Source organism: Microbacterium kribbense, from assembly GCF_039537285.1.
Taxonomy (GTDB): domain Bacteria; phylum Actinomycetota; class Actinomycetes; order Actinomycetales; family Microbacteriaceae; genus Microbacterium; species Microbacterium kribbense.
In genome coordinates, this window is record NZ_BAABAF010000004.1 from 200,676 (window position 1) to 216,670 (window position 15,995).

Annotated in this window: 16 protein-coding genes; 13 read left to right on the forward strand and 3 right to left on the reverse strand. The window is 69.5% G+C overall.

Annotated elements, in window-relative coordinates:
• Position 1: 1 nt before the first annotated feature.
• Positions 2-256 (reverse strand): cytochrome c-type biogenesis protein, encoded by a 255-nt coding sequence (locus ABD705_RS06920; RefSeq protein ID WP_344781901.1) that lies wholly within the window; start codon positions 254-256, stop codon positions 2-4.
• A 111-nt stretch (positions 257-367) separates the two neighbouring features.
• Here ABD705_RS06920 and ABD705_RS06925 point away from each other — a divergent pair, with 111 nt between their 5' ends.
• The 9 genes from ABD705_RS06925 (at position 368) to serA (ending at position 10,429) form a co-directional block, all read left to right on the forward strand.
• Complete coding sequence (locus tag ABD705_RS06925; protein ID WP_344781903.1) at positions 368-1,774, forward strand: alpha,alpha-trehalose-phosphate synthase (UDP-forming); 1,407 nt, start codon at positions 368-370, stop codon at positions 1,772-1,774.
• The gene (gene otsB / locus ABD705_RS06930; RefSeq protein ID WP_344781905.1) at positions 1,771-2,604 is read left to right on the forward strand and encodes a trehalose-phosphatase; all 834 of its coding nucleotides are present in this window, start codon (positions 1,771-1,773) and stop codon (positions 2,602-2,604) included. The genes ABD705_RS06925 and otsB overlap by 4 nt, the downstream gene beginning before the upstream one ends.
• Complete coding sequence (gene ilvD, locus ABD705_RS06935) at positions 2,597-4,303, forward strand: dihydroxy-acid dehydratase (RefSeq protein WP_344781907.1); 1,707 nt, start codon at positions 2,597-2,599, stop codon at positions 4,301-4,303. Before otsB ends, ilvD begins: the two co-directional genes overlap by 8 nt.
• 50 nt (positions 4,304-4,353) lie before the next feature.
• Positions 4,354-6,159, forward strand: a complete 1,806-nt coding sequence (locus ABD705_RS06940) for an acetolactate synthase large subunit (protein WP_344781909.1) — start codon at positions 4,354-4,356, stop codon at positions 6,157-6,159.
• 6 nt (positions 6,160-6,165) lie between these two features.
• The gene (gene ilvN / locus ABD705_RS06945; protein WP_344781911.1) at positions 6,166-6,675 is read left to right on the forward strand and encodes an acetolactate synthase small subunit; all 510 of its coding nucleotides are present in this window, start codon (positions 6,166-6,168) and stop codon (positions 6,673-6,675) included.
• 73 nt (positions 6,676-6,748) lie between these two features.
• Complete coding sequence (gene ilvC / locus ABD705_RS06950) at positions 6,749-7,777, forward strand: ketol-acid reductoisomerase (protein ID WP_344781913.1); 1,029 nt, start codon at positions 6,749-6,751, stop codon at positions 7,775-7,777.
• A 73-nt stretch (positions 7,778-7,850) separates the two neighbouring features.
• Positions 7,851-8,339, forward strand: coding sequence for a DNA polymerase III subunit gamma/tau (locus tag ABD705_RS06955; protein WP_344781915.1), 489 nt, complete (start codon positions 7,851-7,853; stop codon positions 8,337-8,339).
• Positions 8,336-8,701, forward strand: coding sequence for a bacitracin resistance protein (locus ABD705_RS06960; protein ID WP_344781917.1), 366 nt, complete (start codon positions 8,336-8,338; stop codon positions 8,699-8,701). The genes ABD705_RS06955 and ABD705_RS06960 overlap by 4 nt, the downstream gene beginning before the upstream one ends.
• 135 nt (positions 8,702-8,836) lie before the next feature.
• On the forward strand, positions 8,837-10,429 hold the full coding sequence (gene serA / locus ABD705_RS06965; protein WP_344781919.1) for a phosphoglycerate dehydrogenase: 1,593 nt from the start codon (positions 8,837-8,839) through the stop codon (positions 10,427-10,429).
• 2 nt (positions 10,430-10,431) lie between these two features.
• Here the strand turns inward: serA and ABD705_RS06970 are convergent, their stop codons facing one another.
• Both ABD705_RS06970 and ABD705_RS06975 read right to left on the reverse strand, forming a co-directional pair.
• The gene (locus ABD705_RS06970; RefSeq protein ID WP_344781921.1) at positions 10,432-10,689 is read right to left on the reverse strand and encodes a DUF6458 family protein; all 258 of its coding nucleotides are present in this window, start codon (positions 10,687-10,689) and stop codon (positions 10,432-10,434) included.
• 106 nt (positions 10,690-10,795) lie between these two features.
• On the reverse strand, positions 10,796-11,344 hold the full coding sequence (locus tag ABD705_RS06975) for a TetR family transcriptional regulator (RefSeq protein WP_344781923.1): 549 nt from the start codon (positions 11,342-11,344) through the stop codon (positions 10,796-10,798).
• A gap of 90 nt (positions 11,345-11,434) precedes the next feature.
• Here ABD705_RS06975 and ABD705_RS06980 point away from each other — a divergent pair, with 90 nt between their 5' ends.
• From ABD705_RS06980 to ABD705_RS06995, 4 genes are read left to right on the forward strand one after another with little or no spacing between them, the layout of a single operon-like run.
• Entirely contained in the window at positions 11,435-12,979 is a 1,545-nt protein-coding gene (locus ABD705_RS06980) for an MFS transporter (protein WP_344781925.1), read from the forward strand.
• 9 nt (positions 12,980-12,988) lie between these two features.
• Complete coding sequence (locus tag ABD705_RS06985) at positions 12,989-14,053, forward strand: 3-isopropylmalate dehydrogenase (protein WP_344781927.1); 1,065 nt, start codon at positions 12,989-12,991, stop codon at positions 14,051-14,053.
• Positions 14,054-14,103: 50 nt separating this feature from the next.
• Positions 14,104-15,201, forward strand: coding sequence for a branched-chain amino acid aminotransferase (locus ABD705_RS06990; protein WP_344781929.1), 1,098 nt, complete (start codon positions 14,104-14,106; stop codon positions 15,199-15,201).
• A gap of 23 nt (positions 15,202-15,224) precedes the next feature.
• Entirely contained in the window at positions 15,225-15,992 is a 768-nt protein-coding gene (locus ABD705_RS06995) for a fumarylacetoacetate hydrolase family protein (RefSeq protein ID WP_344781931.1), read from the forward strand.
• The last annotated feature ends 3 nt before the right edge of the window (positions 15,993-15,995 follow it).

Below are 15,995 nucleotides of genomic sequence, written 5' to 3' on the forward strand. Positions count from 1 at the left end.
CTCAGCGCTCGATGCGCTTCTTCAGCAGCTTCTTCTCGTGGCCCGAGACAGGGGAGTCGGGTGCCACCAGATGACCGCGCGTCGCGCGCCGGGTGTCGACGATCGCGCCGATGGCCAGCAGCAGCGTGATGCCCCAGCTGAGCCAGGCCAGCGCCGTGCGCCAGGTGAACGGCTCATGAGCGCGCAGCGCGCGCAGCAGTGTCATCCCGCTGGTGAGTGCTCCGATGATCCCGGTGCCGAAGACGTACTTGCGCATGCCTCCACGCTAGCGTGAGTGCCGCCGGGAATCTGCCCACCTGCCGCGCGTCAGGGTGCCCGCACGCTGTTAGCCTGAGACGGCATTCGCGATACGAAAGCAGGGTGTGACATGGCTGGAGCAGAACTGGTCGTGGTCGCGAACCGACTCCCGGTCGATCGTGACGACGACGGCGGCTGGCGCACCTCGCCGGGCGGGCTCGTCACGGCGCTGGAACCGGTGATGCGCCACGCCAAAGGCGCCTGGGTGGGCTGGGGCGGTCAACCCGACCTCGACCTCGAGCCGTTCGAGTTCGACGACACCCATCTGGTGCCGGTCTCGCTCAGCGCCGGCGAGATAGCGCAGTATTACGAGGGCTTCTCGAACGAGACGATCTGGCCGCTGTACCACGACGTGATCGCCGTGCCGCGGTACCGGCGGGAGTGGTGGAATGCATATGTCGCGGTCAACACCCGGTTCGCCGACGCCGCCGTTGCCGTCGCCGCCCCCGGGGCGACGGTGTGGGTGCAGGACTACCAGCTGCAGCTGGTGCCGCAGCTGGTGCGCGAGCGGCGCCCGGATGTCACGATCGGATACTTCCACCACATTCCGTTCCCGGCATACGGGTTGTTCTCACAGCTGCCATGGCGCCGCCAGGTGCTGGAAGGACTGCTCGGCGCCGACGTGATCGGCTTTCAGCGCGTCGCGGACGCCGGCAACTTCGCCCGGGCCGTGCACCGCCAGCTGCGCTACGAGACGCGGGCCCGCGGCATCCGCATTCCCCGCCCGGACGGGACGACGCGCATCGCCATCGCCAAGGCGTTCCCGATCTCGATCGACACGGCCTCCTACGTCGAGATGGCGCGCCGCCCCGAGATCCAGAAGCGGGCGCGCGAGATCCGCGCCGAGCTGGGCAATCCCGAGAAGATCCTGCTCGGCGTGGACCGCCTGGACTACACCAAGGGCATCCGACATCGCATGAAGGCGTTCGGCGAACTGCTGCGCGAAGACCGGCTGCAGGTCGAAGACGCCACGCTCGTGCAGGTGGCCAGCCCCAGCCGGGAGCGGGTGGTCGCCTACATCCAGCTGCGCGAAGAGATCGAGCTGACCGTGGGCCGCATCAACGGCACCTACGACACGATGGGGCACACCGCGATCCGCTACCTGCATCAGGCCTTCCCGCGGGAGGAGATGGTGGCGCTGTACCTGGCGGCCGACATCATGCTGGTCACCGCGCTGCGCGACGGGATGAACCTGGTCGCGAAGGAGTACGCGGCGGCGCGGATCGACAATCTCGGCGTGCTCGTGCTGAGCGAGTTCACCGGCGCCTCGGACGAGCTCACCGGCGCCATCCGGATCAACCCGCACGACATCGAAGGGCTCAAGGACGCCATCATGCAGGCTGTCGAGATGCCGCGGGACGAACAGCGTCGGCGGATGCGGAAGCTGCGCAAGCGCGTGCAGGACCATGACGTGGAGGCGTGGTCGCGCGGCTACCTGCACGCGCTGGCCGAAGCCAGGCAGGCGAACGCGCAGTGACCGGGCAGGCCGCCACCGAAATGACACCGGAACCGGCGCTGCACCAGGCGCTGGAGCAGCTCGCGGCGACGCCGCGCCTGCTGGTTGCCCTCGACTTCGACGGGACCCTGGCGCCGCTGGTGGACGAGCCGATGGCTGCGCGGATGGTGCCGGCCGCGCGGACGGCGCTGCAGGGGCTGGCCGCGATGCCGTGCACCTGGGTGGCGCTGGTGTCGGGCCGCAGCCTGTCTGACCTGCGCATCATCGCCGAGCACCGCGACGACTCCCCGATCATGCTGGCCGGCTCGCACGGCGCCGAATTCTGGACGCCCGCCGACGGCCTCATCGAGCCGGCCGAGGACCGCGACGACCTCGCCCTGCGCGACCGGCTGCGCGCCGACGCCGAAGAGGCCACCCGGGGTCTTGTCGGGGTGCTGATCGAGCCGAAGACGTTCGGGTTCGGCGTGCACACCCGCAAGGCCGCGGCCGACGTCGCCCAGACCGCCAACGACGCCGTCGACGCGCTGGTGAGCTCTCGCGCACCGCACTGGCGACGGCGCACCGGACACAGCATCGTCGAGTACGCCTTCCGCGACGAGGGCAAGGACACCGGCATCGCCCGACTGCGCGAACGCACGCATGCCGATGCGGTGATATTCGCCGGCGACGACATCACCGACGAAGACGCGCTGCGCAGTCTGCAGCCCGCCGACGTGGGCGTGCGCGTGGGCACCGGCCACGCGACCGCAGCGGGCGTCATTGTGCCCGACATCGCGTCGCTGGCGGCATTCCTTGGACGACTTCGAACCCTTCGGCTCCGCGAGAGCGGAATAGACTGCGGGCATGCCTGAGTCTGAGAACCCGATCGACATCAAACCCCGCAGCCGTGTCGTCACCGACGGCATCGAAGCCACCACGTCACGCGGCATGCTCCGCGGCGTGGGGATGGGCGATGAGGACTGGGACAAACCGCAGATCGGCATCGCCTCGAGCTGGAATGAGATCACGCCCTGCAACCTGAGCCTGGACCGGCTGGCGCAGGGTGCGAAGGAGGGCGTGCACTCCGGCGGCGGCTACCCGCTGGAGTTCGGGACCATCTCGGTCTCGGACGGCATCTCGATGGGCCACGAGGGGATGCACTTCTCGCTCGTCTCGCGCGAGGTCATCGCCGACTCGGTCGAGACCGTCGTGATGGCCGAGCGGCTGGACGGAACCGTGCTGCTGGCGGGCTGCGACAAGTCGATCCCGGGCATGCTGATGGCCTCGGCGCGGCTGAACCTGTCCAGCGTGTTCCTGTACGCCGGATCGATCGCCCCCGGCTGGGTCAAGCTCTCGGACGGCACCGAGAAGGAGATCACGATCATCGACTCGTTCGAAGGCGTCGGCGCCTGCATGGCCGGCCGGATGACCGAGGCGGACCTCAAGCGCATCGAATGCTCGTTCGCCCCCGGCGAGGGTGCCTGCGGCGGCATGTACACCGCGAACACGATGGCCTCCGTCGCCGAGGCGCTCGGCCTGAGCCTGCCCGGCTCGGCCGCGCCGCCGGCCGCCGACCGCCGCCGCGACTACTTCGCGCACCGCTCCGGCGAGGCCGTCGTGAACCTGCTGCGGCAAGGCATCACGACCGGCGACATCCTGACCATCGAGGCGTTCGAGAACGCGATCGCCCTGGCCATGGCGCTGGGCGGCTCGACCAACGTCGTGCTGCACCTGCTCGCGATCGCCAACGAAGCCGGTGTCGAGCTGAGCCTGCACGACTTCAACCGCATCGGCGACAAGGTGCCGCATGTGGCCGACATGAAGCCGTACGGCCAGTTCGTGATGAACGACGTCGACCGCAACGGCGGCATCCCGGTGATCATGAAGGCGATGCTCGACGAGGGTCTGCTGCACGGGGACGCACTGACGGTGACCGGCAAGACGCTCGCCGAGAACCTGCGCGATCTGAACCCCGACCCGGTGGACGGCACCGTCATCCACAACTTCAACGACCCGATCCACGCCACCGGCGGGCTGACGATCCTGCACGGCTCGCTGGCCCCCGAGGGCGCGGTCGTGAAGACCGCCGGTTTCGACGCGGCGGTCTTCGAGGGCCCGGCGCGCGTGTTCGAGCGCGAACGCGCGGCGATGGACGCGCTGGAAGCCGGGCAGGTGCAGGCCGGCGACGTCCTGGTGATCCGCTACGAGGGTCCCAAGGGCGGTCCGGGCATGCGCGAGATGCTGGCCATCACCGCCGCCATCAAGGGCGCGGGGCTCGGAAAAGATGTATTACTCTTGACAGACGGACGATTCTCAGGCGGCACAACCGGCCTGTGCATCGGACATATAGCACCCGAGGCGGTGGACGCAGGTCCCATCGCGCTGGTGCGCGATGGTGATCTGATACGGGTCGATATCGCGGCTCGCACTCTCGATCTACTCGTCGATGAGGCGCAGCTGAGCTCCCGCACCAGCGGCTGGGAGCCGTTGCCCCCCCGCTACACCCGTGGCGTTCTGGCCAAGTACGCGAAGCTCGTGCACTCTGCCGCGCAGGGTGCCGTCACGGGGTGACCGGCCGGCCGTTTCCGTTCCAACTCACTTCGCAGCGAGGACTGATCATCATGCCCGCAGAATCCACTGCCACGGCCGTGCCCCGGCCGCCCGCCCGATCCACGTCGGCACCCGTGCTCACGGGTGCGCAGGCCGTGGTCCGCTCGCTCGAGCTGCTGGGGGTCACCGACGTGTTCGGCCTGCCCGGCGGGGCGATCCTGCCGGTGTACGACCCGCTCATGGACGCCTCCGACATCCGCCACATCCTGGTGCGCCACGAGCAGGGCGCCGGCCACGCGGCCGAGGGCTACGCGTCGGCGTCGGGCCGGGTCGGGGTGGCCATCGCCACCTCGGGTCCGGGCGCGACCAACCTCGTGACCGCGATCGCCGATGCCTACATGGACTCGGTGCCGATGCTGGCCATCACCGGTCAGGTGTTCAGCACGCTGATGGGCACCGACGCGTTCCAGGAGGCCGACATCGTCGGCATCACGATGCCGATCACGAAGCATTCCTTCCTGGTGCGGCGCGCAGAAGACATCCCCGGCGCGCTCGCCTCGGCCTACGAGATCGCCTCGACCGGCCGTCCCGGTCCGGTGCTGGTGGACATCACGAAGGATGCGCAGCAGGCGCAGGCGCCGTTCATCTGGCCGCCGAAGGTCGACCTGCCCGGCTACCGGCCGGTGACCAAGGCGCACGGCAAGCAGATCCAGGCCGCGGCCCGGCTGCTGGCCGAGGCGAAGAAGCCGGTGCTGTACGTCGGCGGCGGTGTGATCCGCGCGCGCGCGTCGGCCGAGCTGCTCACCCTCGCCGAGTCGACCGGAGTGCCGGTCGTGACCACCCTGATGGCGCGGGGCGCGTTCCCCGACTCGCATCGCCAGCACCTGGGCATGCCGGGCATGCACGGCACCGTGCCGGCCGTGCTGGCGCTGCAGGAGTCCGACCTGATCGTGGCACTGGGCGCCCGATTCGATGACCGGGTCACCGGCAAGGCGGCGCTGTTCGCACCGAACGCGCAGGTCGTGCACGTGGACATCGACCCGGCTGAGATCTCGAAGATCCGCATCGCGGACGTGCCGATCGTCGGCGACCTGAAGGACGTCCTGGTCGACCTGGACATCGCCTTCCGCGGCCGCACCGAGAAGGAGAAGCCCGACATCGAGGAGTGGTGGTCGTACCTGGACGGGCTGCTCGAGGAGTTCCCGCTCGGGTTCTCGCCCACCAGCGACGGCCTGCTCTCGCCCGAGCACGTCATCCAGCGCATCGGCGAGCTCACCGGACCCGAGGCCGTGTACGCGGCGGGCGTGGGCCAGCACCAGATGTGGGCCGCGCAGTTCATCAAGTACGAACGGCCCAACGCGTGGCTGAACTCCGGCGGCGCCGGCACGATGGGCTATGCCGTCCCGGCGGCGATGGGCGCCAAGGTGGCCGAGCCCGACCGGGTGGTCTGGGCGATCGACGGCGACGGCTGCTTCCAGATGACCAATCAGGAGCTGGCGACCTGCACGATCAACAACATCCCGATCAAGGTCGCGATCATCAACAACTCGTCGCTGGGCATGGTGCGCCAGTGGCAGACGCTGTTCTACAACGGCCGCCACTCCAACACCGACCTGAACACCGGCCACGGCACGGTGCACATCCCCGACTTCGTCAAGCTGGCCGAGGCCTACGGGGCCCTCGCGATCCGGGTCGAGAAGATCGAAGATGTGGATGCCGCGATCCAGACCGCGCTGGCGACCAACGACCGCCCGGTGGTGATCGACTTCGTCGTCAGCGCCGATGCCATGGTGTGGCCGATGGTGCCGCAGGGCGTGAGCAACAGCTACATCCAATACGCGCGCGACCACGCGCCGGCGTTCGACCAGGAGGACTGACACGACATGCCCAACCACGTGCTGAGCCTCCTCGTGGAGGACAAGCCCGGTCTGCTGACCCGGGTCGCCGGTCTGTTCGCCCGCCGCGCGTTCAACATCTCGTCCCTCGCCGTGGGCGTCACCGAGGTGCCGGGCCTGTCCCGCATCACGGTCGTCGTCGACGTCGAGGAGCAGCCGCTGGAGCAGGTCACCAAGCAGCTGAACAAGCTGGTCAACGTGATCAAGATCGTCGAGCTCGAGCAGCCCGCATCCGTCCAGCGCGAGCACATGCTGGTCAAGGTGCGCGCCGACAACGCCAACCGCTCGAATGTGCTCGAGGTGGTGAACCTGTTCCGCGCCTCGGTCGTCGACTACGCGCCCGACGCGCTGGTGGTGGAGGTCACCGGCGATCAGGCCAAGGTCGAAGCGTTCCTGCGGGCGCTGGAGCCGTTCGGCATCAAAGAGCTCGCGCAGTCGGGCCTGGTGGCCATCGGCCGCGGCGGCAAGAGCATCACCGAGCGCATCCTGCGCAGCTGACCAGCACCTCCGCGCCTGCGTGGCCGCGCGGGCGCCGCCAGACCAATCGACACAACCCAAGGAGAAACCCCACATGACCACCGAGATCTTCCACGACGAAGACGCCGATCTGTCGATCATCCAGGGCAAGAAGGTCGCCGTCATCGGCTATGGCTCGCAGGGCCACGCGCACGCGCTGAACCTGCGCGACTCGGGCGTCGAGGTGACCATCGCGCTGAAGGAGGGCTCCTCGTCCATCCAGAAGGCGCAGGAGGCCGGCTTCGAGGTCAAGTCCGTCGCCGACGCCGCGGACTGGGCCGATGTCGTCGTCGTGCTCGCGCCCGACCAGCACCAGCGCGGCATCTACGCCGAGTCGATCAAGGACCACCTGCGCCCGGGCAAGACGCTGCTGTTCGCGCACGGCTTCAACATCCGCTTCGGCTACATCCAGGCGCCCGAGGGCGTCGACGTCATCATGGTCGCCCCCAAGGGCCCCGGCCACACCGTGCGCCGTGAGTACGAGGCCGGCCGCGGTGTGCCCATCATCGCCGCCGTCGAGGTGGATGCCACCGGCCACGCGTGGGACACGGCCTGGTCGTACGCCAAGGCGATCGGGGGCCTTCGCGCCGGCGGCATCAAGACCACGTTCACGGAAGAGACCGAGACCGACCTGTTCGGCGAGCAGGCCGTGCTGTGCGGCGGTGTGTCGCACCTCATCGAGGCGGGCTTCGAGACCCTGGTCGAGGCCGGCTACCAGCCGCAGATCGCCTACTTCGAGGTGCTGCACGAGATGAAGCTGATCGTCGACCTCATCTGGGAGGGCGGCATCTCCAAGCAGCGCTGGAGCGTGTCGGACACCGCCGAGTACGGCGACTACGTGTCGGGCCCGCGCGTGATCGACTCCCGCGTCAAGGAGAACATGAAGGCCGTGCTCGCCGACATCCAGTCGGGTGCCTTCGCGAAGCGCTTCATCGACGACCAGGACAACGGCGGCACGGAGTTCCTCGCCCTGCGCGAGAAGGAAGAGCAGCACCCGATCGAGGCGACCGGCCGCGAACTGCGTGCCCTGTTCGCCTGGAAGCAGCAGGACAGCGACTACGTGGACGGCTCGGCCGCCCGCTGAGCAGTGCCGCACGAACGGGCCGGGGGAGCGATCCTCCGGCCCGTTCGCCGGGCGGTGTCTTAGACTGACGCGCATGGCCGCCGATCCCAACCCGCCCGACGAAGACGCCGCGCTGCGGTGGGAGGGCGATGAGCAGTCGCGACCGGTGCTGCCGGCAGGCTGGGCGGCCAAGGGCAAGGGCGCCGAGACCGTCGCCACGGCGGACTCGGCCGTGGATCCGACGCACGCGATCGCCGCCGCAGACCTGGCCGAGGCCGACCCCGAGCCGATGGGCAACGCGACCCTGATCGGACTGGGCATGCTCGGCGGCGTCTACCTGCTGTTCGTGATCGGGTGGATCATCGGCGGCTTCCGGCTGCAGGGCAAGTCGCAGTCGCTGGTGACCGACGCGATGTTCCAGGGCAGCTTCTGGCTCGCCGTGCTCGCGCCGATCATCTGGTTCGGCACCGTCTTTCTGCTCACGCGCGGCAAGGCGGCCTGGCTGCGCATCGTCTGGCTCGTCGCCGGGTTCATCCTGCTGGTGCCGTGGCCGTTCATCATGACCGGGGCGGTGGGCGCATGAGCGAGCAGGCGGCCGCGCGAACCGGCGCCGGCCGCCGCACTCCGGTGTGGCTGCTGGGCGCCATCGTCGGCGTGTTCGCCTTGTTCTACGCCTACGCGGTGTGGAACGCGATCGCCAACCTGATCACCTCGGTGCAGTTCTTCAACGGCATCGGAGTTCCGCTGAACGGCCTCGGCTGGTTCCTCTGGCTGTTCGCCGCGGTCTTCCCGCTGATCGTGTTCGTCGCCGCCTTCCGGCTCGGCTACCGCCGGCATGCGGGGCACGTCGTGCTGATCATGCTCACCGGCCTCGCGCTGGTGGCGGTGTTCTGGCTGAACGTGGTCGCCTATTCGGTGATCAACACCAGGGCGCTCATCTCCTGAGCGTCATCCGGTCAGAAGCAGGGCTCGGATGCCGGTAGGCTGGGCTTGTCTCGCCCCGAAGGCGTGCGGCGCGGCATCCCCGATTACGTCGCCGTCGTGTGCTGTGCGCGTCGCGCCTTGCCGAAGGGTCTGCTTGTGACCAAGCCCGTCGTTCTCATCGCTGAACAGCTCTCTCCCGCGACCGTCGATGCCCTCGGGCCCGACTTCGACGTCCGCCACGTCGACGGCACCGACCGGCCCGCCCTGCTGGCCGCACTGGCCGAGGCCGACGCGGTGCTGATCCGCTCGGCGACGAAGATGGATGCCGAGGCCATTGCCGCGGCCCCGCGGCTGAAGGTCATCGCGCGCGCCGGCGTCGGACTGGACAACGTCGACACGCCCGCCGCCACCACCGCCGGCGTCATGGTCGTGAACGCGCCGACCTCGAACATCATCTCCGCCGCGGAACTGACCGTCGGACACATCCTGAGCCTGGCCCGCCGCATCCCCGCGGCCAACGCGTCGCTGTCGGCGGGGGAGTGGAAGCGCAGCTCGTTCACCGGCGTCGAGCTGTTCGAGAAGACCGTCGGCATCATCGGCCTGGGCCGCATCGGCGCGCTGATCACGCAGCGCCTGCAGGGCTTCGACATGAAGGTGATCGCCTACGACCCGTATGTGACCAGTGCGCGCGCGCAGCAGCTCGGTGTCGAGCTGGTGAGCCTGGAGGACCTGCTGACGCGCAGCGACTTCATCACGATCCACATGCCCAAGACCCCCGAGACCACCGGCATGATCGGCGCCGCGCAGCTGCAGCGGATGAAGCCGACGGCGTTCATCATCAACGTCGCACGCGGCGGCCTCATCGACGAGGATGCCCTCTTTGAGGCGCTGTCGGCCGATGTCATCGCCGGAGCGGGCCTGGACGTGTTCACCTCCGAGCCGCCGACCGACCCCCGCCTGCTGTCGCTGCCGAACACCTCGGTCACGCCGCACCTGGGCGCGTCGACCGCCGAGGCGCAGGAGAAGGCCGGCGTGTCGGTGGCCCGATCGGTGCGGCTGGCCCTGGACGGCGAGCTCGTCCCCGACGCGGTGAACGTGGCCGGCGGCGTCATCGACCCGTACGTGCGCCCGGGCATTCCGCTGGTCGAGAAGCTCGGCCAGATCTTCTCGGGCCTGGCCCGCTCGCCGCTGACGAGCCTCGACATCGAAGTGCACGGCGAACTGCAGGGCTACGACGTGAGCGTGCTCCGGCTCGCCGCGCTCAAGGGCGTGTTCGCACCGATCGTCAGTGAGCAGGTCTCGTACGTGAACGCGCCGCTGCTCGCGCAGCAGCGCGGCGTCGAGGTGCGTCTGATCGTCGACGACAACAGCCCCGAGTACCGCAACGTCATCACGCTGCGCGGCGCGCTCTCGGACGGCTCGCAGCTGTCGGTCTCGGGCACGCTGACCGGCCCGAAGCAGATCGAGAAGCTCGTCGGCATCAACGACTACGCGGTCGAACTGGCCATCGAGAAGCACCACGTCGTGATGCTCTACACCGACCGGCCCGGGATCGTCGCGATCTACGGTCAGAAGTTCGGCGAGGCCGGCATCAACATCGCAGGACTCCAGGTTGCGCGCAGCGAAGTCGGCGGCCAGGCGCTGTCGGTGCTGACCGTCGACTCGCCGGTGCCCGATGACGTGCTCGAAGCCGTGCACACCGCGATCGACGCCGATCTGCTGCGTCAGATCGAGATCATCGAGAGCTGAGCTCAGACCCCGTCATCCGGCGCGGATGTCTCATCCCGGCGGATCGCTTCGCCGCTGCGCGGATCGACCGAGGTGTGCGACGTCGAAATGGTCTTGCGGCGCCGCATGAGAAACGCCAGTCCGAGGATGAACACGACCACTCCGGCCGCCATCAGGATGTAGCCCACCAGGGGCAGGCTGATCCAGTCCACCTCGACGTGCAGGGCGAAGGCAAGGATCGCGCCGATCACGAAGAGGACGACGCCTAGTCCGATGCTCATGGTGTCTCGCTTTCTGTCGTCGTACGGCAGGGTAGCCGCGCTCGGTACACCCTAGGGGGGCCCGGCGGCGCAGAACAAGGGGGTTGCGCGAGACGCACGCGCGTGCTCAGGGCGCGGTCGCAGCCCGCACGAGCGCGATCAGGGCGTCCAGATCGTCGCCGGACGGCAGGGCGGCGGCGGGCATGCTGGTGTCGTCGATCAGGTTGTTGAAGTAGAGTCCGTCGCTCAGCAGCAGCACCAGATTCAGCGCCGCATCGTCGCGCACGTGCGGGCGCACCGCACCCGCCCACCGCTCGCGCACCTCGTGCAGCGCGGCGCCCGCGGCGGCGCTGCCGCCCTGGGCCAGGCGCGAGACGGCCGTCACGGCGCGGTCGATCGGATTGCCCAGCATGATCGACGAGCGGATGAAGTAGGCCACGACACCTTCGGGCGCCGCCGCGATGTCGTCGAGGTCCTGATCGACCAGCGTCCGCAGGCGCTCGATCAATGCGGCCTCCAAGGCGTCCTTGGAGGCGAAGTGGTACAGCAGTCCGCCCTTCGAGACGCCGGCGCTGCGGGCGACGGCATCCATCGTCGCCGCGCGCTCGCCGTCGGCGATCAGGATCGCCTCGAACGCGTCGAGGACGCCCTGGCGGGCATGCGGGGGACGGCTCATGGTCTCGATCGTATCGACGGGGTGGGAATCTGCTGCTACTATACCGTCTGGCCGGTATAGTAACTCCGCCCATCACAGACACGAGAAGAAATGCGCACCGCAACCCTGCCCCAGCCCGTCATCGCCGACCGTGGATTGCGGGTCTGCTGGCGCGGCTGGAGCGCGCTGGCCGTGCTGATGCTGCCGGTGCTGCTGGTCGCCGTCGACAACACCGTGCTCAGCTTCGCACTGCCGCAGATCGCGCTGGATCTGGAGCCGACCAGCATCCAGCAGCTGTGGATCATCGACGCCTACCCGCTCGTGCTCGCGACGCTGCTGGTGACGATGGGCACGCTGGGCGACCGGTTCGGCCGGCGCCGGATGCTGCTGATCGGCGCGGTCGGCTTCGCGGCCGTGTCGGCGGTGACCGCGTTCGCCCCCGACGCGGTCTGGCTGATCGCCGGCCGGGCGGCGATGGCCGTGTTCGGGGCGATGCTGATGCCGTCCACGCTCTCGCTGATCCGCAGCATCTTCGCCGACCGGAGACAGCTCCGACTGGCCATTGCGATCTGGGCCGCATCGTTCTCGGCCGGTGCCGCACTCGGCCCGATCGTGGGCGGCCTGCTGCTGGAGCACTTCGGGTGGGGCGCCGTGTTCCTGATGGCAGTGCCCGTGCTGGTGCCGCTGGCGATCCTCGCGCCGATCCTCGTTCCCGAGAGCCGCGATCCGCAGCCGGGACGGGTCGACCCGGTCAGCATCGCGCTGTCGGTGGGCGCCCTGCTGCCGGTCGTCTACGCCGTCAAGCAGATGGCGGTGTCGGGCATCGGCGGCATCGTGCTGCCGCTGCTGGCGGCCGGAGCGCTGCTGGGCGTGCTGTTCGTGCGCCGGCAGCGGCGCACGACCGGCCCGATGCTCGATGTGAGCCTGTTCGGCAACGCGCGGTTCAGCGGCGCGCTGCTGGTGAACCTGTGCAGCGTCATCGCGCTGGTCGGATTCCTGTTCTTCGTCACGCAGCACCTGCAGCTGATCGTCGGGCTGTCGCCGATGCAGGCCGGGTTGGCGCTGCTGCCCTCGCTCGCGGTGATGATCGTGGCCGGGCTCGCCGTGGTGCCGGTCTCGAGCCGGCTGGCCCCGCGCGTGCTGATCCCCGCGGCGCTGGTGTTCTCGGTGGCCGGTTACCTCGGGATCGCCCTGACCACCGGCCCGCACTCGCTGCTGCCCACGGTCCTGGCGTCGGTGAGCCTGGGCATCGGCATCGGCATGGCCGAGACGGTCTCGAACGAGTTGATCCTCTCCAGCGCGCCCGCAGCCAAGGCGGGGGCCGCCAGCGCCGTCTCCGAGACGGCCTATGAGGTCGGCACCGTGCTCGGCACCTCGGTCATCGGCGGACTGCTGACGGCGGTGTACCGGAGCTCCATCGCGATTCCGGCCGGAGTGCCGGCGGGCGTGGCCGCCGAGGCGCGCGAGACGCTGGCCGGCGCGGTGCACGCCTCACACGCGCTCGGCGGGGCCACGGGACGGGCGCTGTGGGATGCCGCGGCGCGCGCCTTCGACTCCGGCGTGATGATGGCGGGGCTGATCGGCGCCGGGTTGGTCGTCGTGGCGGCGATCGTCGCGGCCGCTACGCTGGGAGGCACCAGAGACAGCGTCGAATGAAGGAGCGGAATGTCCCGTGTCGTCAAGCTTGCCGTGATCCCGGGTGACGGCATCGGTCCCGAGGTCATCGCCGAAGCCGAGAAGGTGCTGGCGGCGGCCACCGCCGGCAGCGACATCCGATTCGACAAGACCCGGTTCGAGCTGGGCGCGGCCCGCTATCTCGCCACCGGCGACACCCTCACCGACGACGACCTCGACGCCATCAAGGCGCACGACGCGATCCTGCTGGGCGCGGTCGGCGGCGTGCCGGGGGACCCGCGGCTGAAGGACGCCAACATCGAGCGCGGGCTGCTGCTGAGGCTGCGCTTCGAGCTCGACCACTACGTCAACCTGCGTCCCGCCAGGCTCTACCCGGGCGCACCCGGCCCGCTGGCCGACCCCGGCGCCGTCGACTTCGTCGTGGTGCGCGAGGGCACCGAGGGCCCGTATGTCGGCAACGGCGGGTCGATCCGCCGCGGCACCGCGCACGAGGTCGCCAACGAGACATCCGTCAACACCGCCTTCGGCGTCGAGCGGGTGGTGCGCTACGCGTTCGATCTGGCGCGGCGCCGCGATCGACGGCTCACCCTCGTGCACAAGACGAACGTGCTGGTCAACGCCGGATCGCTCTGGCAGCGGGTGGTGGGCGAAGTGGCCACCCAGTACCCGGAGGTGGCCGTAGACTACCTGCACGTCGATGCCGCGACGATCTTCCTGGTCACGAACCCGGGGCGGTTCGATGTGATCGTCACCGACAACCTCTTCGGCGACATCCTGACCGATCTGGCCGGTGCCGTCACCGGCGGAATCGGTCTGGCCGCATCCGGGAACATCAATCCGGACGGCGCGTTCCCGTCGATGTTCGAGCCCGTGCACGGTTCGGCGCCCGACATCGCGGGCCAGCAGAAGGCCGATCCGACTGCCGCGATCCTGTCCATCGCGCTGCTGCTGGACCACCTCGGGCTGGCGAGCGAAGCCGGCCGCGTCACGCGCGCGGTCGAAGCCGACATCGGCGCCCGCAGCGCCGCCGCCCCGGCCGCCGGCCGCACCACCGCGCAGATCGGCGACGCCATCACCGCACGGCTGCAGGCGTAACCTGAAGGCGTGCGAGCACTGCCCTCGCCCACGATGACTGGATGTGTGAAATGACCGTTTCCCTCGACACCGAGCGCGCCGCGCTCGAGTTCGCCGTGACTCGCAACGCGGCCGCCAAATCGTCGGCCGAACGCGATGAGCTGCTGCGCGAGCCCGCCTTCGGCACCGTGTTCACCGACCACACCGTCGGCATCAGCTGGACCGAGGATGCCGGCTGGCACGACGCGCGCGTGCAGCCCTACGGGCCGATCTCGCTGGACCCCGCGGCGGCCGTGCTGCACTACGGGCAGGAGATCTTCGAAGGCATCAAGGCCTATCGGCATGCCGACGGATCGGTCTACACGTTCCGCCCCGACCAGAACGCGCGGCGCCTGCAGCGCAGCGCGCACCGGCTGGCGCTGCCGGAGCTGCCGGCGGAGTACTTCCTGCAGTCGCTGCGCGAGCTGATCGCGGTCGACGGCGGCTGGGTGCCGTCCGGGGCCGACCAGAGCCTGTACCTGCGGCCGTTCATGTACGCCGCCGAGGCGTTCCTGGGCGTGCGTCCGGCCCGCCACGTCGAGTATGCGCTGATCGCCAGCCCGGTCGGCGCTTATTTCAAGGGCGGCGCGAAGCCCGTCTCGATCTGGCTCAGCGAGGACTACGCGCGCGCCGGCAAGGGCGGCACGGGGGCGGCCAAGACCGGCGGCAATTACGCCGCGAGCCTGCTGCCGCAGGCCGAGGCATCCGCACAGGGGTGCGACCAGGTGGTGTTCCTGGACCACGACCGCAACGTCGAAGAGCTCGGCGGCATGAACGTCGTGTTCGTCTTCAAGGACGGCACGATCGTGACCCCGAAGTCCGACTCGATCCTCGAGGGCATCACGCGCCGGTCGCTGCTGGAGCTGGCCGCCGCCCGCGGCCACCAGGTGCGGGAGCGCGCGATCTCGATCGACGAGTGGCGCCAGGGAGTGGCATCCGGCGACATCGTCGAGGTATTCGCGTGCGGCACCGCCGCCGTGGTCGCCCCGATCGGCGCTCTGAAGGGCCACGACTTCACCGATGAGCAGCCCTCCGGCACGCTGGCGCTGCAGCTGCGCGAGGAGCTCACCGACATCCAGTACGGCCGCCGCGGCGACGCGCACGGCTGGCTCTACCGCCTGGACGCGTGAGCGCGGGCCAGTAGGCTGGTGCGGTGAGAATCGCGCGGTTCAGCCACCAGGACGCCATCAAGTTCGGCATCGTCGACGAGACCGATCTCGTCGTGCTCGCCGGCGACCCCATGTTCGCCGGATTCGACACGACCGGTGAGCGCGTGCCACTGGGCGATGTCGCGCTGCTGGCGCCGGTGATCCCGCGCTCGAAGGTCGTCGCGATCGCGCGCAACTATCGCGACCACGCCGCCGAGCTGGGCAACGAGGTGCCGCCGGAGCCGATGCTGTTCCTCAAGCCGAACACGTCGGTGATCGGGCCCGGCGACGCCATCATGCTGCCGCCGCAGTCCGAGCGCGTCGACTTCGAGGGCGAGCTCGCCGCCGTGATCGGCACGATCGCCAAGAACGTGCCCGCCGAGCGGGCGCTGGAGTACGTCTTCGGGTACACGATCGGCAACGACGTCACCGCCCGCGACCTGCAGCGCTCCGACGGACAGTGGTCGCGCGCCAAGGGCTTCGACACGTTCTGCCCGCTCGGACCCGCCATCGAGACCGACTTCGACCCGGCCGGTGACGCGGTGATCACGACGCGTGTCGATGGGGCAGTGCGCCAGCACGGCGCGATCGCCGACATGATCCACTCGGTGGCCGAGATCATCGCGTACGCGTCGGCGGCGTTCACGCTGCTGCCGGGAGACGTCATCCTCACCGGCACGCCGGCGGGTGTCGGGTCGTTCACCGCCGGGCAGAGCGTCGAGGTCGAGATCACCGGACTGGGCGTGCTGCGCAACACCGCACGCAGCGCGTGAACG